Genomic DNA, 24,677 nt, shown 5'->3' with positions numbered 1-24,677 from the left:
TTTCAGGCCGTCAACGGATTAGAGCGCCGTCCAACCACCGTCGACGCTGATCGTTGTGCCGGTGATCTGATCCGCAGCCGACGAACAAAGGAAGACCGCCGTTCCGCCGATCTGTTCGGTGGTAGCAAATTCCTTGGACGGCTGACGCTCAAGGATCACCTTCTCTTTGGCTTCCTCTTCGGTCATGTCGTACTTTTTCGCGGTATCGGGGATCTGCGCCTCCACCAGCGGGGTCAGAACGTAGCCCGGACAGATCGCGTTCGCTGTGATCTTTTCCTTTGCGGTTTCCAGCGCGACCACCTTGGTCATGCCGACAACACCGTGTTTGGCCGCGACGTAGGCTGATTTATAGGGCGACGCGGTCAGGCCGTGGGCACTGGCAACATTGATCACACGGCCCCATCCGGCTTTGCGCATCATGGGCAGCGCGGCGGCAGTACAGTGAAACGCCGAATTCATATTGATCGCGATGATCGCGTCCCATTTCTCGACCGGAAACTCGTCAATCGGGGCCACGTGTTGGATGCCCGCGTTGTTCACCAGAATATCGCAAACGCCTGCCTTTTCGATCAGGGCGCGGCACTGGTCGGCCTTGGACATGTCGGCTTGGATGTAGCGTGCTTTCACGCCGAATTCCTTGCCAAGTTCTTCGGCCAGAGCGTGGTCTTCTTCGTTATCTGTGAAGGAGTTCAAGACGACGTCGGCACCGGCTTTGGCAAGTTCTCGGGCCACACCCAGACCGATGCCCGAATTGGAACCGGTAATAATCGCTGTTTTTCCTGAAAGGGTCATATCATCTCCATCCATAATGCTTTTGCAGCATAACATTCTGCACTTGCGAGAAAACGCATTTTTCGGGCATTCGTTCCGAAATTGCGACAATCTTGGCTGAATTGGACATGAAATCCATGCCTGCGCAACAACGCGCTGTTACGATCAATCTACCCTCCGGCGCGGGGCGTTAAGATATCCCCCCGATTCTTGGCAGATTCGTGCCCAGATAGAACTGCGGAATCGCGAACGACCTGAACGAGTCGCAAAGCTCTGACCAGCCGGATCATGCGCCACTACCTGTGAATCCCCCTTATTTTCATGGCTCTGAGGATTTTGAAGGACAAAAAAAAACGCCAGCACAAGGCTGGCGTTCAGTTATTGAGGCAGGTTTCATACAGGCAAGAAACCTATCGAGCAGTGCTTAGTTCATAAGCTTTTCGCATCATGAATCCAAGCTAAAAGTTTGAAAATGCCGGAATCCCCCCGTATCGTTCACGCAAAGAAACGGTTTGGGACCAAAGGAAATTCAAACATGAGCAGCAATTTAAACGGGCGTTTCCGCCGCGTTCTCGGGGGCCTTGCATTGGCGGCAATTGCGGCCTCTGCGACAGCCGAACCAAAGCATGGCATAGCTATGTACGGCGAGCCCGCGCTTCCACCCGATTTTGTGTCCCTACCCTACGCCAATCCAGAAGCGCCCAAGGGTGGCCGGATCGTCACTGGCGAGGTCGGCAGCTTTGACAGCCTGAACCCCCATATCCTGAAAGGGTCGGTTCCCTGGCAGCTTCGTTTTCTGGCCTACGAAAGCCTGATGGCCCGCAACTATGGCGAACCCTTCGCGCTGTACGGCCTTCTGGCCGAATCGATCGAGGTGCCGGACGACCGTAGCTGGGTAGAATTTACGCTTCGTGAAGAAGCCAAGTTCTCGGATGGTACGCCTGTGACCGTCGAAGACGTCATGTGGTCCTATGAAACCTTGGGCACTGTCGGCCACCCACGCTATCGCGGATCGTGGGAAAAGATCGCCACGATGGAGAAAACAGGCGACCGCAAGGTCAAGTTCACTTTTAACGTCGAAGACCGTGAGCTACCGCTCATCCTTGGCATGCGTCCGATCCTTAAAAAGGCACAGTGGGACGGCAAGGATTTCGCGGAATCCGGACTGGAAGACATCCCGATCACAACGGCCCCTTACACGATCTCGGATTTCGAAGCCGGTCGCTATGTGACCCTGACGCGCAACCCCGATTACTGGGGCAAAGATGTGCCGTTCATGCAAGGCGTCGCCAACCTTGATGAAATCCGCATGGAGTTCTTCGGCGATGCGCAGGTCATGTTCGAAGGTTTCAAGGCGGGCATCCTGAACTCCCATCGTGAAACCAACGCCGAAAAGTGGGAAACACAGTTCGACTTCCCAGCCGTCCAAAACGGTGATGTCGTTAAATCCCTGATCCCGCATCAGCGCCCCACCGGCATGACGGGCTTTGTCATGAACACCCGCCTGCCCACCTTCAAAGACTGGCGCGTACGCGAGGCGCTTATTCAGGCGTTCAACTTTGAATACATCAACGACGCGATGACTGGCGGCCGTCAGGCGCGGATCGGGTCGTATTTCAGCAACTCGCAACTCGGTATGGACAATGGTCCCGCGAAAGGCCGCGTGCTGGAATTTCTTGAACCCTTCGCCGATGATCTGCTTCCCGGCGCGATCGAGGGCTATGCCCTGCCCGTCAGCGACGGATCGGAACGCAACCGCAAAAACCTACGCGCGGCGATTGATTTGATGGAGCAGGCGGGCTGGACCATTCAGGACGGTGTCATGGCCGACGCAAATGGTGCGCCGTTCACCTTTGAAATCGTTCTCAGCCAAGGTTCGGGCGAGGCGCAATCGATCATTGACCTGTATGTCGAGGCCCTGTCCCGCATGGGGATCACCCCGCAAGTGACGATGATCGATAGCGCCCAGTACAAGGAACGCGTCAATGCCTATGACTTTGGCATGACCTACTACCGCCGTGGCCTGTCGCTATCTCCGGGCAACGAACAGCATCTGTACTGGGGTTCCAAAGGCGTGACCGAACCCGGTTCGCGTAACCTGATGGGCATGAATTCCCCCGCGGCCGAGGCGATGATCGATACGATCCTGAACTCGACCGACCAGAACGACTTTGTCGCCGCGACCAAGGCATTGGACCGTATCCTGACCAGTGGCCGCTATGTCATTCCGATCTATGATTTCTCGTCCAGCCGGATTGCCCACGTCAAGGAACTGAAATATCCCGAGACACTGCCGATCTACGGTGACTGGATCGGTTGGCAACCGGATGTCTGGTGGTGGGAAGAGGAGTGATAGGAATGCGCATCAGCATTTTTCTGGCCGCAACACTCATGCTGGCAAGCTGCGGCACAATCGAAGGCGCAGGCGAGGATATCTCGTCTGCTTCCAGAACAGTCCAAGGCTGGTTCTGATCAGATCAGGCGAGCGACGTGACCCACAGGATGGTCGCGTCCTCGTCGCTGATAGACACAACATTATGGCCCATCGTGGCGTCGTAATAGGCACTGTCGCCACGGCGCATTTCGATGGGTTCATAGAATTCTGTGTATAGCTGGATCACACCGGTAAGCACATACAGAAACTCTTCGCCGTCATGGCGCACCCAACCGTCAAACTCATCCATCGACCGCGCACGAACACGCGCACGATACGGCAGCATCTGTTTTTTGGTCAGCGTTTCTGCGAGCAGTTCATGTTCGTAAGTGGCTGTCGCCTGCTGCTGGCCGTTACCGTTCTTCGTCACAGCCAAACGACCGTTGATCTGGTCACGCTTGGGCGGCGTGAACAACTGGGGCACCGAAATCTCAAGCCCCGTGGCCAATTTCTTCAAGGCGTCGTAAGTCGGCGACATCTGACCATTTTCAATCTTGGACAGCGTAGACCGGGCAAGCCCTGCCTGTTTGGCCGCTTGTTCAAGCGTCCAGTCGCGTGCTTTGCGCAAATCGCGCACGCGTTCACCCAGGTTCAGGGCTTCGATTTCGCCGTCTTGACCGTTTTCACGGGCAATTTTGATCAGACTTTTGGGATCACCTTCACTCATATCAAAGCTATAGGCGCGCTCCTCGTAGCTTGCAAGATCGATGGTTTGGACCTAAGTCCGCGCCATGCTGTCTGTTTTTGATAAAGGGCCCTTCGCGCCCTGCCCGACCCCGTTCAATATGGCCGCCCATGTTCTGGCAGCGGGCCAAGCCACACCTGACAAAATCGCCCTGTCCATTCTAAAGCCGACAGGTGCGGAACGGTGGAGCTATGCCAAGCTGACAGCGGCCATTCTGGGCACCGCACGTGGCCTTCTGGATCAGGGCCTGACACCGGGCCAACACGTGTTGATGCGGCTGGGCAATACCGTTGATTTTCCAATCGCGTTTCTCGGTGCTTTGGCAGCAGGTCTGGTGCCTGTGCCCACCTCGGCCCAGCTGACAGCGCCCGAGATCGAAAAGATGTCCAAGGTTCTGGATCTGGCCTGTGTTGTCAGGGATGAAACCACGCCCTGCCCCGAACTGGGTATCCCAGCATTCGATCAAGAGACACTGCATCTGTGGCGCGACCTGCCAGCGGCTGATTACCATTTCGGCGATCCTGAACGCCTTGGCTATATCGTGTTTACATCCGGCACCTCTGGCGTCCCTCGTGCCGTGGGCCATGCACATCGTGCGATCTGGGCGCGTCAGATGATGATGGAGGGCTGGTACGGCCTGACACCGGACGACCGTCTGTGCCATGCGGGGGCGTTCAACTGGACGTTCACCTTGGGCACTGGGCTGATGGACCCATGGACCATGGGCGCCACGGCTCTGGTGCCAGCCAGCAATGTCACGCCTGACCAATTGCCACTGCTGATCAAACGGAATGAGGCTACCATTTTCGCCGCTGTTCCGGGCGTCTATCGCCAGATCCTGAAACAACCGAACCTGTCCTTTCCGAAACTTCGGCATGGGCTTTCGGCAGGCGAGAAACTGCCCCAGTCCATCCTGAGCGCTTGGCAGGAAGCAACCGGCACGCCGATTTTCGAAGCCTACGGAATGTCCGAATGTTCAACGTTTATCTCGACCGAACCAACGACAACCGATCTGTCGGACGGATACCTCGGCAAACCGCAGGTTGGACGCCGGATAGCTATTCTGGGCGATGACGGCCCTGTCGAGCTTGGCGAACCCGGCCAGATCGCGATCCATAAATCCGACCCCGGTCTGATGCTGGGTTACATCGGCGCAGAGGAAGAAACCAAAAGCCGCTTTCAAGGTGACTGGTTTACCACCGGTGATCTGGGCGCAATGGAATCAGACGGTCGCATCCGCTTTCTTGGCCGCAATGACGACATGATGAACGCGGGCGGTTTCCGCGTCTCGCCTGTCGAGGTCGAAAACGCGCTGCTACAACATCCGGCGATTTCGGAAGTTGGCGCCACGGACATCGAAGTCAAAGAAGACGTCCGCCTGATCGCCGCGTTTTTCGTGTCTTCCGAACCGCTTAGTGAAAGCGACTTGCAAGACTGGTGCGCAGAACATCTGGCCCGCTACAAACAGCCCCGCATCTTTGTTCAACTAGATGCATTGCCAAAGAACCCCAATGGCAAATTACTTCGCAAAGCGCTTCGTGACATTCCGCGAAACACCCACTAAAGGCTCGGGCTTATTTCGACGTTTTGCTGTTAGCATTGTCCTACAAAGGAAAGGCATCAACTATGGTCAAACTGGATATCATGTCGGACCCGATTTGCCCCTGGTGCTATGTTGGCAAAACGCTTTTAGATCGCGCCTTGGAACAATCGCCGGATCACCCGTTCGAAATCGAATGGCACCCCTTTCAGCTCAACCCCACTATGCCCCGCGAAGGCATGGACCGTCGTGCTTATCTGGAAGGAAAGTTCAACGGCCAAGAAGGGGCAGTAGCGGCTTACATGCCCTTGGTTGAAATGTGCGAGGCGCAGAAGATCACAATCAATCTGGATGCGATCCAAAAAACGCCAAACACGCTGGACGCGCATCGTCTGATCCATTGGGCCGGTATCGAAGGCCGCCAGACAGCGGCCGTGTCGTCGCTGTTCAAAGCCTACTTTGTCGAAGGCCGCGATATTGGTGACCACGAGGTGCTGTGCGACATCGCCGACAGCATCGGTTTGGATGCCAGTGTGATCCATCGCCTTCTGGCCTCTGATGCCGACGTGGAAGACATCAAGAAACGCGACGAGGCTGCGCGGCAGATGGGTATTACGTCGGTGCCGACCTTCGTGGTTGCGGGCCAGCACGCGGTCCCCGGCGCACAACAGCCCGAACTTTGGCTGAAAGTCATCGAAGAACTTCGCACCGCCGCGTAAACAGACAAAATCAAAATTTTTCGCATCTGCAGAAATCTTGTCTTGCCAAAAGACGGAATAGGAATAAATTCCAATATTAGGAAACCGCACGGTATCTAAATATTTCAAAATGCTGGTACCGACCAGAAAGGAAGCCCTCTGTGCCCCTGAAAATGCATCGAGTCGAATTGGTAGCGCTGATTGCCATGATGTTCGCGACAATCGCGATTTCCATGGACGCCATGCTGCCCGCCCTGCCCCAAATCGCATTAGAGCTATCCCCCGACAATCCGAACGCCGCGCAGCTTGTTCTGACAAGCTTTGTTCTGGGCATGGGTCTGGGCACGTTTGTGACCGGCCCCTTGTCGGACACACTGGGCCGCAAGAACGTCGTGATCGGCGGTGCGGCGCTTTATTGTGTGGGCGCGGCCGCATCTATCTACGCCCAGTCGCTTGAATTTCTGCTGGTGTCCCGCTTGATTCAGGGCCTTGGGGCCGCTGGCCCGCGCGTCGTGTCTCTGGCGATCATCCGTGACCAATTCTCGGGCCGTGAAATGGCGCGACTGATGTCGTTTGTCATGATGGTTTTCACCATCTTCCCCGCCGTCGCACCGTCGCTTGGTGCCTTCATCCTGATCTTCGGCGAATGGCACGCAATCTTTGCCGCATTCCTTGTGTTTTCGATCATCAACGTCATCTGGTTCGGTGTACGGATGCCCGAAACCCTGCCCATTGAGGAACGCCGTCCCTTCAGTTTCCGCGCCATCTGGGCTGCCTTGCTAGAAATGCTCGCCCACCCGATGGTGCGCCTGTCTATCGCTGTTCAGTGTCTGGTGTTTGGTATGTTGTTCGCGATGATTTCATCGGTTCAGCAAATCTACGACATCACCTTTGATCAGGCCGAGAATTTCCACCTGTGGTTCTTTATGGTGGCTTTGTTGTCGGGGTGCGGATCACTGCTGAACGCACGACTGGTGATCAAGCTGGGCATGCGCCGGATCATCAATGCTGTCATCGCATTCCAGATTTTCGCCTCCTCGGCGATGCTTCTGGTCTATTTTTCTGACTTGGGCGCGACGGCAACCTTCTTTGGTTTTGTTGCTTGGCAAACGTCGGTTTTCTTCATGATCGGCATGTCCATCGGCAACCTGAACGCCATCGCGCTTGAACCCATGGGACACATCGCCGGTTTGGCATCCAGCGTCATTGGCGCTGTGTCCACGGTCGCCGCTGTGATGATCGCGGCACCACTGGGTTTGATGTTTGACGGCACGCCCGTTCCCCTAGCTACGGGCATCTTGTGCCTTGCAATCATCGCCTTCGCGTTGATGCAGACTATGTCACGTCGTGAAGCTGAGGAAGCTGCAGCAACATCGTGATCCTAGGCTGAAGAAATTCAGTATACATTCGCATACAAAGCTTTCCTTCCTGAGCGAACCGCGTTATGAAAACGCGAAAATTCAGCCCAGGAAGGACTCCTCCCATGTCGAAAATCAAGGTTGAGAACCCCATCGTCGAAATGGACGGCGATGAGATGACCCGCATCATGTGGGACTTTATCAAACAGAAACTGATCCTGCCCTATCTGGATCTTGATCTGCTGTACTACGATCTGGGCATCGAAGAACGCGATCGCACAGAAGACCAGATCACCATCGACGCCGCAGAAAAGACCAAAGAGGTCGGCGTCGCGGTCAAATGTGCCACCATCACCCCTGATGAGGCGCGCGTAGAAGAGTTCGGCCTGAAAAAGATGTGGCGGTCGCCGAATGGCACGATCCGCAACATCCTTGGTGGTGTTGTCTTCCGCGCTCCGATCATCTGCAAAAACGTCCCGCGCCTTGTTCCCGGCTGGACACGCCCCATCGTGATCGGTCGTCACGCCTTTGGTGACCAGTACAAAGCCACCGACATCAAGTTCCCCGGCCCCGGCAAACTGACGATGAAGTTCGTTGGCGAAGACGGTCAGGTGATCGAAAAAGAAGTGTTCGACGCCCCCGACGCCGGTGTCTTTATGTCGATGTATAACCTCGACAAATCGATCTACGACTTTGCCCGCGCGACGTTCAACTACGGCCTGCAACTGGAATGGCCGGTGTACCTGTCGACCAAGAACACCATTTTGAAGCAGTACGACGGCCGCTTTATGGAAATCTTCCAAGAGGTGTTCGACAACGAATTTGCCAAACAGTTCGAAGAAAAAGGCATCACGTACCAGCACCGCCTGATCGACGACATGGTCGCCTGTGCGATGAAGTGGAACGGCGGTTTCGTCTGGGCCTGTAAGAACTACGACGGCGACGTGCAGTCCGACACCGTTGCGCAAGGCTTTGGCTCGCTCGGCCTGATGACTTCGCAGTTGATGACCCCCGATGGCAAGATCGTCGAGGCAGAGGCCGCACACGGCACCGTCACGCGCCACTACCGCCAGCATCAGGAAGGCAAACAGACATCCACCAACTCGATCGCATCAATCTTTGCGTGGACAGGTGGCCTGAAGCACCGCGCCAAACTGGACAACAACACCCCGCTGATGAACTTTGCCACAACATTGGAAAAGGTTGTCGTCGATACGGTAGAATCCGGCTTCATGACAAAAGACCTTGCACTGTTGGTTGGCCCTGATCAGAAATGGTTGACCACAATGGGCTTCCTCGAAAAACTCGATGAGAACCTGAACAAAGCACTCGCTGGATAAACCCCTATCCCAAAGAGTTAAGAAAGCCGGCTTTTACGCCGGCTTTTTTCATAAACTGACCATTCACCCAGACGTTGTTCCAACTGCTCAAGCGCACACCAAGTGAGCTGCACAACTGGAAGGAACGTACTAATGGCAGTTTCAAAAGCCAAACTACAGCAACTCCTCCAATCCGACCAAGACCTATCCCACATGTCGCTTGCGACACGGATTGTTGTTGGCCGGTTGAGGATCGAAGTCCAAAACTCCCCCAGAGCTCTCGGAGCGAAAACCGATGAGCTTTATGCATTCGCAGCCGAAAATGAATACGCGGCTTCGGAACTGACCACCATTTGAAGAGCGGAGAATTGAAATGAAAAACGAACTTCTGACCGTTGAAGAAGCATCCGCCCGTATCGAACGTGGTGACGTCATTACAGTGGCTGGCGACGAAGCCATTCTTGCAAAGCTGCCAAAAGGAAATTGGGTCGGCGGCACATCCGTTTATTTTGTTACAGAAGAAGGCGGCGCTGTTGTCCGTGACAAGGTATTCTGCACCACATTTGAAGACGTCAGCGACGTTTCTGTTCGCACCGTTCCGACATCCGATTTGGTTACGATCTCGGATGGCTACAAGCCGAACGGCTTTACCATCATCCTGATCCCCGCCTTCTCGGACGCACACACAAAGTTCGCCGTTGAAGGCCAGACTTATGCTGGGGTGTTCGGACAGCCTCTGGTGGGCTGGATTTCCGGCGTCCATCTGGAAGAACTGGGGACAGCGAAACCCAAAGTGTTCGACGGCAAAACCGGCGAAGCACTGGAAGACGGTGCTGCGGTTATGCATGTGTCTGTGCCTGCCGGAAACAAGATCGGCGTGGATATCGTCAACATCTTCTCGCAAGGGCATGATAAAAAAACCACTTTCACATTCGACAGCGATGGTTTTTCGGCCAAAACCGCGACAGTGAACGGCGAGGTTGTGTCCTTGGCCAACTATCTGACCGACAACGAAATCGACACCCGCCTGCCGCTGATTGCGAACTATGGCGGCGCGCTGATCAATGTGTCGGTTCAGGCGATTGATCTGGAAAACGACGAAGTGTCGTTCTACGCGCCGGTGATGACAGGTGTCGAATACCAACTGGCCGCGCCGCTCGACAGCTATCCTGATGCCTTTGCCGAACGTCTGGGTGGCGGTGGCGCCAGCCAGTATTCGTGCAACTGTATCCTGAACTATCTGTATGGCGAGCTGGAGGGCCAATCGACAGGTAAGTTCACAGGTCCGGTCACCTTTGGTGAAATCGCGTATATCCTGCTGAACCAGACCTTGGTCAAACTTCAGGTCCAGCCGGCTTGAGGCACATAAAAAAAGGGGGCGATAACGCCCCCTTACAAGTCTCGCGAACCTGAGCTCATCATTTCACCGCCCTAGTTTTTTGCCTGCGGCTCGGTCGCGTCAGGGGCGCCTCAGCGCCCCTTGTCCTTTAGCTGCACCCAGAGGTGCCGCCACATGTGTTGCACTTCATGCAGGTGCCGTTGCGCACCAGCGTGTAGTTTCCGCATTCACCACACGGATCACCTTCGTAACCCTGCATTTTGGCTTTGGTCGATGCATCCATGCCCGTGGACGTTGTCGTCGTTGCACGCGCAGCCACAGAAACAGTGGTCGACGTCGATGTTTCCGGAACGAGCGTGCTGAGCGCTGCAGAGGCATCCATCGGCGCGGCAAAGGCTGTTGCCGCCTGCCCACCTTGCAAAACCACCAGTTCTTGCGGAACACGCTTGCGCAGGTAACCGGTCGAGCTGATCTGCTTCAGAACCTCAAGGCTCTTGGAAGCTGCGCTTTCACTCAGTTCCTTGACGTTGGACACGCCCTCTTCTTCGCCGCGACCGATATCGTCAAATGTCGCACCTTCGGGTTTGACATGCGCAAGATCGGTGCGGTCCAGATAGGACACGGCCAGTTCGCGGAAGATGTAATCAAGGATCGACGTCGCATTCTTGATGCTGTCGTTGCCCTGAACCATGCCTGCCGGTTCGAACTTGGTGAAGGTGAAGGCATCAACGAACTCTTCCAGCGGCACGCCGTACTGAAGACCGACGGATACCGCTATGGCGAAGTTGTTCATCATCGCACGGAAACCCGCGCCTTCCTTGTGCATGTCGATAAAGATTTCGCCCAAGGAGCCATCTTCGTACTCACCGGTCCGCAGGTACACCTTGTGACCACCGACAACGGCCTTCTGGGTGTAACCCTTACGGCGTTCCGGCATCTTGGTGCGCTCGGACTTGATGATTTCCTTGATGACGACCTTCTCGACAATCTTTTCGGCCAGCACAGCGGCCTTTTCCTGCATCGAGCCTGTTTCTAGAACCTCTTGTGCGTCCTCGTCGTCTTCGACCAGTGCCGCCGCCAGAGGCTGGCTGAGCTTGGAGCCATCACGGTACAGCGCGTTGGCCTTAACACCCAGCGACCAGGACAGTTCATAGGCCTTCTGACAGTCTTCGATAGACGCGTCATTCGGCATGTTGATCGTCTTGGAAATCGCACCCGAAATGAACGACTGCGCCGCGGCCATCATGTAGATGTGACTGTCGACAGACAAGAAGCGTTTGCCTTTCTTGCCACAGGGGTTTGCACAGTCAAACACCGGATAATGTTCAACTTTCAAGTGCGGTGCACCTTCAAGCGTCATTGTCCCGCAGACATAGTCATTGGCTGCTTCGATGTCTTTGCGGCTGTAGCCAAGGTGGCGCAGAAGATCAAAGCTCGGGTCATTCAGACGTTCGGTCGGGATGCCCAGAACTTCGGTGCAGAACTCTTCGCCCAGCGTCCACTGGTTGAACACAAAGCGGATATCGAAGGCGGAACCAAGCGCCTGTTCGATACGCTCGATCTGCGCCGGACCAAAGCCATGGCCCACCAGCGACGTGTGGTTGATCGCCGGTGCCTCTGCAATCGAGCCGTGACCCACCGCATAGCCGATGATGTCTTCAATCTGGGACGAGTCGTAGCCCAGTTTTTCCAACGCTGCCGGAACGGACTGGTTGATGATCTTGAAGTAACCGCCACCGGCCAGCTTTTTGAACTTCACCAAGGCAAAGTCAGGCTCGATACCGGTTGTGTCACAGTCCATAACCAGACCGATCGTGCCTGTCGGCGCAATCACAGTTGTCTGAGCGTTACGGAAGCCGTTCTTTTCACCCAGACGCAGCGCCTCGTCCCAGCTGGACATCGCCAGCTCGACCAGAAGCGGATCAGGGCAGTTTGCATGGTCGAGAGCGACCGGTTTCACCGCCAGCTTCTCATATCCGCTTGTCGCGCCGTAGGCCGCATTGCGGTGGTTCCGGATGACGCGCTGCATGTGCTCTTTGTTGCGCTCGTAACCCGCGAATGTACCCAGCTCGCCCGCCACTTCAGCAGATGTCGCGTAAGCAACGCCGGTCATGATCGCGGTCAATGCACCGCAAAGCGCGCGGCCTTCATCCGAGTCATAGGAGTAACCCATATTCATCAGCAGGCCGCCGATGTTGGCATAGCCCAGACCCAGCGTACGGAAGTCATAGCTCAGCTGAGCGATTTCCTTGGACGGGAACTGCGCCATCAGAACCGAGATTTCCAGCGTCAGCGTCCAAAGACGTGTCGCGTGCATGTATTCCTCGGCCTTGAACTTACCATCCTCAAGGAAGGTCAGCAGGTTCATCGACGCAAGGTTACAGGCCGTATCATCAAGGAACATGTATTCGGAACAAGGGTTTGAACCGCGAATCTCACCGTCTTCGGGGCATGTGTGCCATGCGTTGACCGTGTCGTGGAACTGGATACCCGGATCGGCACACGCCCATGCCGCGTGGCCGACGTCTTCCCACAGCTTGCGGGCCTTGATCGTTTTTGCGACCTTGCCGTCTGTACGGCGGATCAGTTCCCAATCGGCGTCTTCACGGACAGCTTTCAGGAACGCGTCGGTTACGCGGATCGAGTTGTTCGAGTTTTGGCCGGACACAGACGCGTAAGCTTCCGAATCCCAGTCGGTGTCGTATGTCGGGAACTCGATCGAGGCATAGCCCTGACGCGCATAGTCCAGAACGCGTTTGATATACGTCTCAGGGATCGCGACCTTTTTAGCGGCGCGGACCGCCTGCTTCAGGCTGTCGTTGACCTTAGGGTCATAAGCGTCGGCTTCGGCACCATCCCAGCTACGGATCGCGTCAAAGACAGCGTTCAGCATCTGCTCGTGCATTTTCGAACCAGCGACGATGGACGCAACCTTTTGCTCTTCCTTGACCTTCCAGTTGATGAATTCTTCGATATCGGGGTGATCCGCATCGCAGATCACCATCTTGGCCGCGCGTCGCGTTGTGCCGCCGGACTTGATCGCACCAGCTGCGCGGTCACCGATTTTCAGGAAGCCCATCAGACCCGAGGATTTGCCACCACCGGACAGGGATTCGCCCTCGGCCCGCAAGGACGAAAAGTTCGTGCCGGTGCCAGAGCCGTATTTGAACAGGCGCGCTTCACGCACCCAAAGATCCATGATCCCGCCTTCGTTTACCAGATCGTCAGAGACGGATTGGATAAAGCAGGCGTGCGGCTGGGGGTGTTCATAAGCCGACTGGGATTTTACCAGCTTGCCAGATTTGTAATCGACATAATGGTGGCCCTGCCCCGGACCGTCGATGCCATATGCCCAGTGCAAACCTGTGTTGAACCACTGCGGCGAATTCGGTGCAGCCATCTGAGTGGCCAGCATGTAGCGCATTTCGTCATAGTAGGCTTGTGCGTCAGCCTCGGACGTGAAGTAGCCGCCCTTCCAGCCCCAGTATGTCCACGCACCCGCCAGACGGTCGAAAACCTGCTTGGCCGAGGTTTCGCCGGTCTTTTCAACGTCCGAAGATGCCGGTGCGGATTTCCACAGGAACTCGGGCACGCCCTTTTCTTTGACCTTTTTCAGGTCTGTCGGAACGCCCGCCTTCCGGAAGTATTTCTGTGCGATGACGTCGGATGCGACCTGGCTCCAAGATGCAGGGACCTCAACCTCATCAAGACGGAACACGATGGTCCCGTCTGGGTTTCGAATTTCAGATGTCGTGGTAACAAATTCTAATCCAGCGTACGCGTCCTGCCCTTCACGCGTGAACTTTCTTTCAATTCTCATGATCGCCGCCCTGTTTATCGCTGCTTCCCGTCCGCTTTCCGCGCCCGATCGATTGGGTAAACGCTGCCTGTACCGAGACATGACCATGTCGCGGTTGAGTAGAGTGCCAAATGTGGCAATGCGAATTGACCCCGTGACCTAACCACTAAATGTGGTGGGCTTGCAGTAAGCCCGCACAAATTGGCGCATTGGACCTTTGCCGGTCAACGAATTTTTTGAAGAAAGTTATCTATATTTAGCGTTGACGACCTACCCAAACACATTCCCTGCGATCCACTCCCTGATTCACCCACAAGATGAAAACGACGCTCTTTCGAGGAAAACATGCGTTTCAATGGACTTATCCACAGAATTTTCCGCATAGCTTGAGGTAGTTTGGAATTGGAATGTGTTCCGCGAAAAACAAAGCCCGAGTGCAGAAGAGACACAAGTTCTTGTGAAATGTCCGGTAACGCTGCGATTCGATACGCCCGATCCGAATGCAAACGGGCCGTTCGCCTAGAATTTCATCGCTATTAAGGAAGTGGTCGGGGCGATAGGATTCGAACCTACGACCTACGGTACCCAAAACCGTCGCGCTACCAGGCTGCGCTACGCCCCGACTGAGCGACCGTTTAAACGCCTCGGATCAAATTGAAAAGACCGATCTGCAGGTTATTCGCAGGGCCAAGCCGCTTTTTCGATTGCTGGATGCTGCATGACGTTCTCGGGCTTCAATCCAAGCATCTTTGCGACACCTGCGTTCAACTCCAGAACATACTGGATGTTGTCCCCTCCCGGAATCGCTGTCAGATCACCAGGGATCGCATTTTCATGGATGGACTGAACCACGCCGTTTTCATCGGCAAAGATCATGTCGAGGGGAATCAGCGTGTTTTTCATCCAGAACGCCACTGACGACGGCTGTTCATATACGAACAGCATTCCAGTCATTCTTGGCATCTGCTCGACAAACATCAGGCCCTGCGCGCGTTCGTCCGCGGTATCCGCGACGGACACAGCGAATTTGGCAGACCCGAACTGGCCTTTAATGGACAGGGTATCTTGTGAACATTCGGCAAATGCTGTGCTGGACAGCAGGCTGAACGTTAGCGCCCAGACGTAACCGCGCTGTCCCATGCAAGTACCTCGGTGGCCATACGGCCGCGTTTGCCATCGACCGTCCGTATCGCAAGCGCTTCGCCCGGTTGAAGATCGGACAGGCCCGACCGGCGCAGCACTTCGATGTGAACGAACACATCTTCACTGCAGCCAAACAGATTAGCAAAGCCAAAGCCCTTGGCCTTGTCGAACCATTTGACACGAGCAGGTTCCAGCGGGGCATTGGCCAGAACGTCGGGATCCATTTCGGCAAAGTCCGCAAGAGGAGCTAGCCCCTCTTCCTCCGGTGGATCAACCTTATGTACTTCGACAGCCTGCACACCACGCTGAGTGTCATTGACCGAGATAACCACACCGGCGCCATCGGCAATCGAGCTTAGGCCGAAATTGCGCAGGACATTCCCGTGCAAGAGAATATCCGGCCCACCCTCGTCAGCAATGACGAAGCCGAAGCCCTTTGCGGGATCGAACCATTTGACCTTGCCGGTCACTTGGCGACTTTGTCGCTCCGTTTCTTTAGTCACAACATACTCATCGTTTTGCTCGGTCCTACTATTGCGTCATGCGCCCCCTACTATGCAAGCATGATTCCAAGTCATTTTTGTTCTTAGGCGACATTTCACGTCACGTGAAAGTCATGGGCTCAATCTAGTCACATCCCAGTCACTATGAACATCCTTACGCCTCCACGTAAAGCGGTCATGCAACCTAAATGCGCCATCTGCCCAAAACTCTATTTCAATCGGGGTGATACGGAAGCCCCCCCAAAACGGCGGTCTTTCGGGATTCGGCCCCTTAGTCGCTGTGATTTTCGCCACTTCAGCCATCAAAGTCGCGCGGCTGTCCAAAGGTTGCGACTGTTTTGATGCCCAGGCACCCAATCTACTCTTGAGAGAACGGGATTTATAATAGGCATCGGCCTGGGGGCCATCTTCCCGTTGCGTAAACCCGCGCACACGGATTTGGCGTCGCAGGGATTTCCAGTGCATGACGAACGCCGCCTGCCCTGCCGCTTCGATTTCTTGAGCTTTAGCGCTTTCGTAGTTCGTATAGAATACAAAGGCCGCGTCCTCGATTTCCTTCAACAGCACCATACGCGCATTGGGCATTCCGTTCGCATCGACCGTCGACAGCGCAATGGCGTTCGGGTCGTTGATTTCGCTGGCTTCAGCCTCGGCCAGCCAGTTTCGGGCAATCTCAAACGGATCGTCACCCGCAAAAATCCCACTTCGGTCGCTCATCGACGCTTTACTCCTGTATTCACGGCCATTCTGCCCATTCTGCTCAGCCTGCCCTTGATGGTCGCAAGCCCTTCGCCTAAAGGAACTTAGACACATTTCGGGTGGAGCGGCACAATGTCAAATAATCTCATGGCAGGTAAACGCGGTCTAATCATGGGCCTCGCCAACGACAAATCTATTGCATGGGGTATCGCCAAGGCCCTTGGCGATGCAGGCGCCGAGCTGGCGTTCTCGTATCAGGGCGAAGCGCTGAAGAAGCGCGTTGATCCTCTGGCCGCTGAATTGGGATCGGACATTGTTCTGCCCTGCGACGTCAGCGACGAAGCTTCGATCGACGCATTGTTTGATGGCCTGAAAGAGCGCTGGGACAACATCGACTTTATCGTTCATGCCATTGGCTTCTCTGACAAAAACGAGCTTCGCGGTCGGTACGTCGATACATCCCGCGCGAACTTCCAGATGTCTATGGATATCTCGGTCTACAGCTTTACCGCCGTTATGCAGCGCGCCGAAAAGATGATGAACGATGGCGGTTCCGCGATCACGCTGACCTATTACGGTGCCGAGCGCGTCATGCCCCACTACAACGTGATGGGTGTCGCCAAAGCCGCGCTAGAGGCCTCTGTGCGCTACCTTGCAGAAGACCTTGGCAAAGACGGTATCCGCGTCAACGCGATCAGCGCGGGCCCGATCAAAACACTGGCCGCCTCTGGCATTGGCGATTTCCGCTACATCATGAAGTGGAACGAATATAATTCCCCGATGCGCCGGAACGTCACCATTCAAGACGTTGGCGGTTCTGCGCTATACCTTCTGTCTGAACTGGGCGCTGGCACCACTGGTGAAGTTCTGCACGTCGATGCAGGCTATCATGTGGTCGGTATGAAAGCCGTCGACGCGCCTGACATGTCGAAAAGCTAACGGATCGGACAAAACCATGGATCGACTGCCACACGAAAAAGGGTTTCACGTCAGTTGGGACCAATTGCATCGCGATGCTCGTGCACTGGCATGGCGTCTTCAGGATGCCGCGCCGGCATCCGGCTGGAAGGCCGTTGTCGCCATCACCCGTGGCGGCATGGCCCCTGCCATGATCATCAGTCGTGAACTGGACATCCGCACCGTCGATACGATCAGCGTCAAAAGCTACAACCATCAGGAACAAAGCGAACCGCGCATAATCAAATCCCCCGATGCGACGGTTGTTGGCGATGGCGAAGGCATTCTGATCATCGACGATCTGGTCGACACAGGCAAAACGCTGGAAGTCGTGCGTAAGGCGATGCCCAAAGCGCATGTCGCCACTGTTTACGCCAAGCCGCAGGGCCGTCCGATGGTGGATTCGTTCATCACCGAGGTCAGCCAGGACACGTGGATCTTCTTCCCGTGGGATATGGCCCTTCAGTACGTAAAACCGTTCCACGGCTCTGACGACTGATCAAACATCCTTGTTTCGCGTTGCGTTGCAGCGCGAACTGCAAGAACGTGGCGAAACGTAAAAGCCAGATTTCGCAGGTACTCAGATGGCAAGCCGCACCCAATCTACATTTTCGCCCCCGGTGATGGAGGCGCGACGTTGGATTGAGGGTGTCGAGTTTCCTGCGAACCTTCCCTTGATCAACGTTTCTCAGGCGGCCCCGATCGATCCCCCGCCTGAAAATCTGCGTCAGGCCATGGCAGACGCGCTTCTGGACAGCACCACACATCTTTATGGGCCAGTCCTTGGCCTGCCCGCACTGCGTGAGGCATTGGCCAAAAACTGGAGCCGTCACTACGAAACAACAGTGTCCGCTGACCAGATCGCAATTACAGCAGGATGCAATCAGGCATTTGCCGCGGTGATTTCGTCCATTGCCGACCAGGGGGATGAAGTCATCCTGCCAACCCCCTGGTATTTCAATCACAAAATGTGGCTGGACCTGTCGGGCGTAACGGCTGTGCCGCTGGACACTGGTGCTGATCTTTTGCCAACACCTGACGCGGCCGAGGCCTTGATCACAGACCGGACAAAGGCGATAGCGATTGTTTCGCCAAACAATCCCGCTGGTGTTGAATACCCTGCCGATCTGCTTCGCGAGTTTTTCGCGCTCTGCCATCGTCGCGGGATCAAGCTGATCGTCGATGAAACCTATCGCGACTTCGACAGCCGCACAGGCGCACCCCATGACCTGCTTGATCAGGATGGTGCCGATGAAACGCTGATCCAGCTGTATTCCTTTTCCAAGGCCTACCGCCTGACCGGACACCGCGTGGGCGCAATTGTGACCTCTCCTTCGCTGCTGCGCGAGGTCGAGAAGTTTCAGGACACCGTCGCGATCTGTGCGCCCCAACTGGGCCAGAAGGCGGCGCTTTGGGGGCTTGAGAACCTTGATCAATGGCTGGCAGGCGAACGCGCCGAAATTCTGGCCCGCCGCGCAGCAATCGAGGCAAACATGCCTAAACTGACCGCCAAAGGCTGGCGACTTTTGGGGCTCGGGGCGTACTTTGCCTATGTTGAACATCCATTTGCAGACAGCTCTGCCGATCTGGCCGTCAAGCTGGTGAAAGAAGCGTCTGTTCTTGCGCTTCCCGGCACCATGTTCCGGCCTTCAGAAGACGCCTCAGGCACACGCGAATTCCGCTTTGCCTTTGCCAACATTAACGCGGACGGGATCGCTGTTTTGTTCGATCGTCTGGCTCAATTGGACTGGCCACTTGCGGGCCCGTCGCGCACTGCGTAAACATCGCTGAAATCTTTAAAACTACGGGTGGTATTCCACATGGCGCTTAAGGCGAAACGGTTATCCAGAGTCTTCCTGTACATCCTCATGGGCTTTATCTTTGTGGGTCTGCTGGGCTTTGGCGCAACAAGCTTTACCGGCGGTCGTCAGGATGTCGCCAGCGTGGGTGACCAGGGTGTCGACGCCAGCACCTATGTGCGCACCATCCAGCAGGAACTGCGCGCGCAGCAGGCCCAACAGGGCCGCGCCGTGACATTTGCTGAAGCACAAGAACTTGGCCTTGATCGTCAAGTGCTGGCACAGTTGATCGTGAACGCATCTCTGGATTGGGCCTCGGACGAGGCATCGATCTCGGTCGGTGACGAAGAAGTTGCCAAGCAACTTGGTGCAATTTCGGCGTTCCAAGGTGCTGACGGCAGCTTTGATCGTGATGCCTACCGCTTTGCCCTGCGCAACATTGGAATGAGCGAACGGGACTTTGAAGAGGATCTGCGCAAAGAAGCTGCCCGCAGTATCGTCCAAGGCGCAATCGTATCTGGCAACGAAATGTCTGATACCTACGCCGAAACGCTGGTCGCCTACGCGCAGGAAAAACGCGATTTCACATGGGCTGTTCTGACAGACGCCGACATGACAACCGGCGTCCCCGTCCCGACCGAGGAAGACCTACAGGCCTACTACGAAGAAAACATCGCCCAGTTCACACGCCCTGAAACCAAGGTGATCACCTACGCTTGGGTCACACCCGACATGATCGTGGACAGCGTTGAGGTCGATGAAGAAACGCTGCGCGCGTCCTATGAGGAACGTCGCGACGAATTCAACATGCCCGAGCGTCGCTTGGTTGAACGTCTGGTCTTCAGCTCTGAGGCCGAGGCATTGGCAGCGGCGTCGGCAATCACCAATGGCGAAACCACATTTGACGATCTGGTCGCCGAACGCGGTCTGGAGCTGTCCGACGTTGATTTGGGCATTGTGACTGTCGAAGATTTGGGTGCGGCAGGCGATATGGTCTTTGCCGTCGCCTCCGGCGCTGTCGCGGGGCCTGCGGGTTCTGATCTGGGTCCGGCGCTGTTCCGTGTAAACGCCGAACTTGCGGCACAGGAAACACCGTTTGAAGATGCCATCCCGATGCTGCGCGACGAACTGGTTCTGGACCGCGCACGCCGCGTGATCGAGGGTCAGGCAGAAGAGTATGACAATGAACTGGCCGCGGGTGCCACATTGGAAGAACTGGCTGAAACCACGGATCTCGAGCTGGGCACAATCGAATGGGCCGGTGACAGCGAAGACGGTATTTCCGGCTATCCGGCATTCCGCGAAATCGCCAATGCAGCAAGTCAGGATGACTACCCTGAAATTGCGGCGCTCGGTGACGGTGGTGTGTTCGCTTTGCGTATCGACGAAATCCAGCCAAAGGCCCCCTATCCCTTCGAAAACGTCCGCGACCGCGTACAATTCGGCTGGGAACGCGAAGCCACAACAAACGCGCTTGAGGCCGAAGCCGAGGCATATGTCGCACGCCTGAATGCTGGCGAAAGCTTTGCAGACTTGGGTCTGACTGCCACATCCGAGACAGGCTATCTGCGCTCGACCAGCCTTGATGCCCTGCCAGCAGGCAGCGTGCTTCAGGTGTTCGATCTGGAAGACGATCAAGCGGCACTGATGCGTGGCGTGTCCCGTGTTGCCATTCTTCAACTGGATGGCGTGACATCGGCTGATCTGACCACAGAAGACGCGCAAGCCATGATCGACGGACTGACCAATCAGGCGTCCGGCAGCCTTGCCGAAGACCTGTATCGCGCGTTCATCGTGAACATTCAGACCCGCGCTGGCGTGACCGAAAACCCAACAGCGTTGCGACAGATCAACGCGCAAATTCAGTGAGTTAACTATGGTTGCCTTGACGCCCGAGTTCCGGGAATTCGAAACCGAATACGCCGCAGGCAAAAATCAGGTGGTGTACGCCCGTCTTGCGGCCGATCTGGACACACCTGTTTCACTGATGCTCAAGCTGACAGGCGCCGCCAAAGACGCCTTCATGCTGGAATCCGTGACCGGCGGCGAAGTTCGTGGACGTTATTCGATCATCGGAATGAAGCCGGACCTGATCTGGCAATGTCACGGCACTCAGTCGCGTATCAACCGTCACGCACGGTTTGATCCCGACAGTTTCACCGCGCTGGACGACGATCCGCTGACCAGCCTGCGTGCGCTGATTGCCGAAAGCAAAATCGAGCTGCCCGAAGACCTTCCTCAGGCCGCGGCCGGTCTGTTCGGCTATCTGGGTTACGACATGATTCGACTGGTCGAGCATCTGCCAGACGTGAACCCCGATCCGCTGGGCCTGCCTGACGCGCTGATGATGCGTCCGTCTGTCATTGCGGTTCTGGACGGTGTTAAGGGCGAAGTCACAGTAGTTTCCCCTGCATGGGTATCTGAAGGCCAATCCGCGCGTGCAGCCTACGCTCAGGCGGCAGAACGCGTCATGGACGCCGTACGCGATCTGGAACGCGCCATGCCGCAAGCCAGCCGCGATCTGGGCGATGCGAAAGAGGCAGGCGCACCTGTCAGCAACTTTACGCACGAAGGCTATAAAGACGCCGTCGAGAAGGCCAAGGATTACATCCGCAAGGGTGACATCTTTCAGGTCGTGCCGTCGCAGCGCTGGACGCAGGATTTCCCCCTACCGCCGTTTGCGCTCTATCGCTCTCTGCGTCGGACGAACCCATCGCCGTTCATGTTCTATTTCAACTTCGGTGGCTTTCAGGTCATCGGCGCCAGCCCCGAAATTCTTGTTCGGGTCTTTGGCGACGAAGTCACCATCCGCCCGATTGCCGGCACCCGCCCCCGTGGCGCGACGCCGGAAGAGGATCGCGCGAACGAGGCCGATCTGCTGGCTGACCAGAAGGAACTGGCCGAGCACCTCATGCTTCTTGATCTTGGCCGTAACGACACCGGCAAGGTGTCTAAAATCGGCACGGTCCGTCCGACTGAAAAATTTGTGATCGAACGCTACAGCCACGTGATGCACATCGTGTCCAACGTTGTGGGTGAACTGTCCGACGATCAGGATGCGCTGTCTGCCCTGCTTGCCGGTCTGCCAGCTGGCACAGTGTCTGGTGCGCCCAAAGTGCGCGCAATGGAGATCATCGACGAACTAGAGCCCGAAAAGCGTGGCGTCTATGGCGGTGGTGTTGGCTACTTCTCGTCCGGTGGCGACATGGACATGTGTATTGCCCTGCGAACGGCCATCGTGAAGGATCAGAAGCTTTATATTCAGGCTGGCGGTGGCGTTGTCTATGACAGCGACCCCGAGGCGGAATACATGGAAACCGTTCACAAATCGAACGCGATCCGCCGTGCGGCGGCGGATGCCGCGCGCTTCACTGGCACCGGTAACGATTAAAGCCCGAAGGCCGCGCTTAGGCGGCCTCGGCTGCTGTCTGACGGATGCGTTCGATCATCGCGCGCAATCCGTTAGACCGCTGCGCTGACAGGTGATCGGTCAGGCCAAGGCGACCGAACTCGGCACGCGCATCCACCGCGCCCACCTCGGACAGCGGCAAACCATCATAAAGACGGATCAGAACAGCGATCAGGCCGCGCACGATCATCGCGTCGCTGTCACCTTTGAAATGGAACGTGTTTCCGTCGATCTGCGGGTGCAGCCAGACCTGACTGGCGCAGCCGTCAACCTTGGTCGCGGGCACACGCAAGGCTTCTGGCAAAGGTTCCATATCCTTGCCCAGATCGATCACCGTGCGATAGCGGTCTTCCCAGTCTTCCAGAAACTCGAAATCTTCCACCAGTTCTTCGAACGCTGCCTGCGCCATAATTCACCTTCCATACGTCTTTGACACAGACCTAGGGAGACATCGGAAAAAGGTCCAGCCCTGCCTTCATGCTTTTCAACTGCGCGCCGATAGGCTAGTCCATTGGTAGTTCAGGCAAGGGGCAGGATACCAATGTTTAAACCGGTGGCGGTTCTTCTCGTTTCGACGCTCGTTTTAACCAGCTGTGGCACAGTGCGCGAGTCGCGCCTGAACCCGTTCAACTGGTTCGGCTCTGCCCGTTCGGTTCCGACGGATGTCGCCAATCCCCTGCTGCCCCAGCGGCGCGAGGCGGTGTCGATTTTCGTCACGCAAAAAGAAAAAGAACGCGTTCCGGGCAACCCGATTGCCCAAGTCAGCGAATTGCTGATCGAACGCCGCCCCGGTGGCGCGATCATTCGGGCAACAGGCGTTGCCGACCGCGCAGGCCCGTTTGAAGCGGAACTGATCCTTGAAGACGGCGAAGATCCGACAGTGATCAGCTACGTCTTTGCAGCCAAGCAACAGCCCGGCCCCCGCAATACGGGTCCGGACGCGCGCAAAGTAACGGTCGCTGACTGGCTGACAGACAATGAGCTGGCGGGCATTCGTACCATTCGCGTCGTGGGACGCGAAAACACGATGGTCACGCGCCGTTAATCGTCTTCCAGTTCGATCACTTCTACAGACGAGCCATTCGCACCAAGGGCGATCTCGCCCTTGCAGAGCTTCAGCGCGTCTTCACCAAACACTTCATAGCGCCAACCAGACAGCGCAGGCACATTGCGCATGCCCGCTGCAATCGCATCCAGATCGGATGCAGGCGCGATCAGCTTCGATGCGACGCCCGAGCTTTCGGTCTTGGCCTTTAGCAACACCCGCAACAGATCAGCCAACGCCGGGTTCACGTTCAGCTTATCGCGGTCGTTTTTGACCTCGGGCAGCTTGTCTTTCGGACAGTCCAGACCTGCTTTGACAGCAGCAAGAATACCATCCGCGATATCGCCCTTGCGCGCTTCACGCAGCAACAGACGGGACCGGCCAAGGTCTTCCATGTTCTGGGGTTTGGTGGATGCCAGTTCGACCAGGGCATCGTCCTTGAAAACGCGGTTGCGCGGGATGTTGCGCTTCTGCGCATAGTCTTCGCGGAAGCGGGCCAGTTCGCGCACGATGCCAAGGAAACGCGTGCTGTTCGTGCGTGTCTTGATCCGCCGCCACGCCTGATCCGGGCGCGTGATATAGGTTTCGGGATCGGTCAGAATTGCCAGCTCTTCCTGGACCCAACGATCACGCTTAGAGCTTTTGAGCTTCTTGTTCAGATATTCGTAAATCTGGCGCAGATGCGTGACGTCGGCCAACGCATATTTCTGCTGGGCATCGGTCAGCGGGCGACGCGACCAGTCTGTGAAGCGCGACGATTTATCAAGGCTGGACTTGGCGATCCGCTTGACCAGCGTCTCATACCCCACCTGTTCACCAAAACCGCATACCATGGCAGCGACTTGCGTATCGAACAGTGGTTCGGGAATGACGCCATGATCGATGTAGAAGATTTCAAGATCCTGACGCGCGGCGTGGAAGACTTTCACGACGTCCGTGTCTTTGAACAACTCCATCAGCGGATCAAGCGACAGACCATCAGCCAGCGGATCGATCAGTACTGCACTGTCATCGTCATCACCCGGATAGGCGACCTGCACCAGACACAGTTTGGAATAATAGGTCCGTTCGCGCAGAAATTCGGTATCCACTGTAATATAGGGATGATTTTTCGCGCGATGGCAAAAAGAAGCGAGGTCGTCGGTCCGTGTAATGATCTTCATAGGGGCCTTTGTTTAT

At 56.1% G+C, this 24,677-nt stretch carries 21 protein-coding genes and 1 tRNA gene; 13 read left to right on the top strand and 9 right to left on the bottom strand.

What is annotated here, in order from left to right:
* Positions 1 to 18: 18 nt before the first annotated feature.
* The gene (locus C4S59_RS06375; RefSeq protein WP_103910298.1) at positions 19 to 792 is read right to left on the bottom strand and encodes a 3-hydroxybutyrate dehydrogenase; all 774 of its coding nucleotides are present in this window, start codon (positions 790 to 792) and stop codon (positions 19 to 21) included.
* 514 nt (positions 793 to 1,306) lie between these two features.
* Here C4S59_RS06375 and C4S59_RS06370 point away from each other — a divergent pair.
* A complete protein-coding gene (locus tag C4S59_RS06370) occupies positions 1,307 to 3,124 on the top strand; it encodes an extracellular solute-binding protein (RefSeq protein WP_103909648.1) in 1,818 nt (605 codons plus the stop codon).
* Between the two features lie 5 nt (positions 3,125 to 3,129).
* Positions 3,130 to 3,243 carry an entericidin EcnA/B family protein gene (locus C4S59_RS06365; RefSeq protein WP_103909647.1) on the top strand — a complete coding sequence of 38 codons (114 nt, stop codon included), beginning with the start codon at positions 3,130 to 3,132 and terminating at the stop codon, positions 3,241 to 3,243.
* A 5-nt stretch (positions 3,244 to 3,248) separates the two neighbouring features.
* Here the strand turns inward: C4S59_RS06365 and C4S59_RS06360 are convergent, their stop codons facing one another.
* Complete coding sequence (locus tag C4S59_RS06360; RefSeq protein ID WP_103909646.1) at positions 3,249 to 3,872, bottom strand: helix-turn-helix domain-containing protein; 624 nt, start codon at positions 3,870 to 3,872, stop codon at positions 3,249 to 3,251.
* Between the two features lie 64 nt (positions 3,873 to 3,936).
* On the opposite strand from C4S59_RS06360, the gene C4S59_RS06355 reads away from it, so the two are divergent.
* The 5 genes from C4S59_RS06355 to C4S59_RS06330 all read left to right on the top strand — a co-directional run bounded on the left by C4S59_RS06355 (position 3,937) and on the right by C4S59_RS06330 (position 10,165).
* Positions 3,937 to 5,454 carry a class I adenylate-forming enzyme family protein gene (locus tag C4S59_RS06355; RefSeq protein WP_103909645.1) on the top strand — a complete coding sequence of 506 codons (1,518 nt, stop codon included), beginning with the start codon at positions 3,937 to 3,939 and terminating at the stop codon, positions 5,452 to 5,454.
* A 62-nt stretch (positions 5,455 to 5,516) separates the two neighbouring features.
* A complete protein-coding gene (locus C4S59_RS06350) occupies positions 5,517 to 6,149 on the top strand; it encodes a DsbA family oxidoreductase (RefSeq protein WP_103909644.1) in 633 nt (210 codons plus the stop codon).
* A gap of 152 nt (positions 6,150 to 6,301) precedes the next feature.
* Positions 6,302 to 7,507 (top strand): multidrug effflux MFS transporter, encoded by a 1,206-nt coding sequence (locus C4S59_RS06345; RefSeq protein ID WP_103909643.1) that lies wholly within the window; start codon positions 6,302 to 6,304, stop codon positions 7,505 to 7,507.
* Between the two features lie 104 nt (positions 7,508 to 7,611).
* The gene (locus C4S59_RS06340; RefSeq protein WP_103909642.1) at positions 7,612 to 8,826 is read left to right on the top strand and encodes an NADP-dependent isocitrate dehydrogenase; all 1,215 of its coding nucleotides are present in this window, start codon (positions 7,612 to 7,614) and stop codon (positions 8,824 to 8,826) included.
* 352 nt (positions 8,827 to 9,178) lie between these two features.
* The gene (locus tag C4S59_RS06330; protein ID WP_103909640.1) at positions 9,179 to 10,165 is read left to right on the top strand and encodes a DUF6976 family protein; all 987 of its coding nucleotides are present in this window, start codon (positions 9,179 to 9,181) and stop codon (positions 10,163 to 10,165) included.
* Between the two features lie 127 nt (positions 10,166 to 10,292).
* Here the strand turns inward: C4S59_RS06330 and C4S59_RS06325 are convergent, their stop codons facing one another.
* From C4S59_RS06325 to pdxH, 5 genes are all read right to left on the bottom strand, one after another.
* Positions 10,293 to 13,964, bottom strand: coding sequence for a vitamin B12-dependent ribonucleotide reductase (locus tag C4S59_RS06325; RefSeq protein ID WP_103909639.1), 3,672 nt, complete (start codon positions 13,962 to 13,964; stop codon positions 10,293 to 10,295).
* A gap of 524 nt (positions 13,965 to 14,488) precedes the next feature.
* Positions 14,489 to 14,565: transfer RNA gene (locus C4S59_RS06320), tRNA-Pro, on the bottom strand.
* 53 nt (positions 14,566 to 14,618) lie between these two features.
* A complete protein-coding gene (locus tag C4S59_RS06315; protein ID WP_103909638.1) occupies positions 14,619 to 15,083 on the bottom strand; it encodes a DUF192 domain-containing protein in 465 nt (154 codons plus the stop codon).
* Positions 15,053 to 15,589, bottom strand: a complete 537-nt coding sequence (locus C4S59_RS06310; protein WP_103909637.1) for a cold-shock protein — start codon at positions 15,587 to 15,589, stop codon at positions 15,053 to 15,055. The genes C4S59_RS06315 and C4S59_RS06310 overlap by 31 nt, the downstream gene beginning before the upstream one ends.
* A 111-nt stretch (positions 15,590 to 15,700) precedes the next feature.
* Positions 15,701 to 16,306: a pyridoxamine 5'-phosphate oxidase gene (gene pdxH, locus C4S59_RS06305; protein WP_103909636.1), complete on the bottom strand. Its 606-nt coding sequence runs from the start codon at positions 16,304 to 16,306 to the stop codon at positions 15,701 to 15,703.
* Between the two features lie 114 nt (positions 16,307 to 16,420).
* Here pdxH and fabI point away from each other — a divergent pair, with 114 nt between their 5' ends.
* From fabI to trpE, 5 genes are all read left to right on the top strand, one after another.
* Positions 16,421 to 17,227, top strand: coding sequence for an enoyl-ACP reductase FabI (fabI, locus tag C4S59_RS06300; RefSeq protein WP_103909635.1), 807 nt, complete (start codon positions 16,421 to 16,423; stop codon positions 17,225 to 17,227).
* Between the two features lie 16 nt (positions 17,228 to 17,243).
* Positions 17,244 to 17,744, top strand: a complete 501-nt coding sequence (gpt, locus tag C4S59_RS06295) for a xanthine phosphoribosyltransferase (RefSeq protein WP_103909634.1) — start codon at positions 17,244 to 17,246, stop codon at positions 17,742 to 17,744.
* Positions 17,745 to 17,829: 85 nt separating this feature from the next.
* A complete protein-coding gene (locus C4S59_RS06290) occupies positions 17,830 to 19,026 on the top strand; it encodes an aminotransferase (RefSeq protein WP_103909633.1) in 1,197 nt (398 codons plus the stop codon).
* A 39-nt stretch (positions 19,027 to 19,065) separates the two neighbouring features.
* Entirely contained in the window at positions 19,066 to 20,913 is a 1,848-nt protein-coding gene (locus C4S59_RS06285) for a peptidylprolyl isomerase (RefSeq protein WP_103909632.1), read from the top strand.
* A gap of 7 nt (positions 20,914 to 20,920) precedes the next feature.
* A complete protein-coding gene (gene trpE, locus C4S59_RS06280) occupies positions 20,921 to 22,435 on the top strand; it encodes an anthranilate synthase component I (protein WP_103909631.1) in 1,515 nt (504 codons plus the stop codon).
* Positions 22,436 to 22,451: 16 nt separating this feature from the next.
* On the opposite strand, the gene C4S59_RS06275 is transcribed toward trpE, so the two are convergent.
* Positions 22,452 to 22,862 (bottom strand): SufE family protein, encoded by a 411-nt coding sequence (locus C4S59_RS06275; RefSeq protein WP_103909630.1) that lies wholly within the window; start codon positions 22,860 to 22,862, stop codon positions 22,452 to 22,454.
* A 132-nt stretch (positions 22,863 to 22,994) separates the two neighbouring features.
* Between C4S59_RS06275 and C4S59_RS06270 the strand changes: the two genes are divergently transcribed.
* The gene (locus C4S59_RS06270) at positions 22,995 to 23,498 is read left to right on the top strand and encodes a hypothetical protein (RefSeq protein ID WP_103909629.1); all 504 of its coding nucleotides are present in this window, start codon (positions 22,995 to 22,997) and stop codon (positions 23,496 to 23,498) included.
* On the opposite strand, the gene rnd is transcribed toward C4S59_RS06270, so the two are convergent.
* On the bottom strand, positions 23,495 to 24,661 hold the full coding sequence (gene rnd / locus C4S59_RS06265) for a ribonuclease D (RefSeq protein ID WP_103909628.1): 1,167 nt from the start codon (positions 24,659 to 24,661) through the stop codon (positions 23,495 to 23,497). The two genes, C4S59_RS06270 and rnd, sit on opposite strands and share 4 nt — an antisense overlap.
* Positions 24,662 to 24,677 lie beyond the last annotated feature (16 nt).

This window comes from Thalassococcus halodurans (assembly GCF_900108225.1).
GTDB classification, from domain to species: domain Bacteria; phylum Pseudomonadota; class Alphaproteobacteria; order Rhodobacterales; family Rhodobacteraceae; genus Thalassococcus; species Thalassococcus halodurans.
This window is presented reverse-complemented; position numbering and strand designations above follow the sequence as displayed.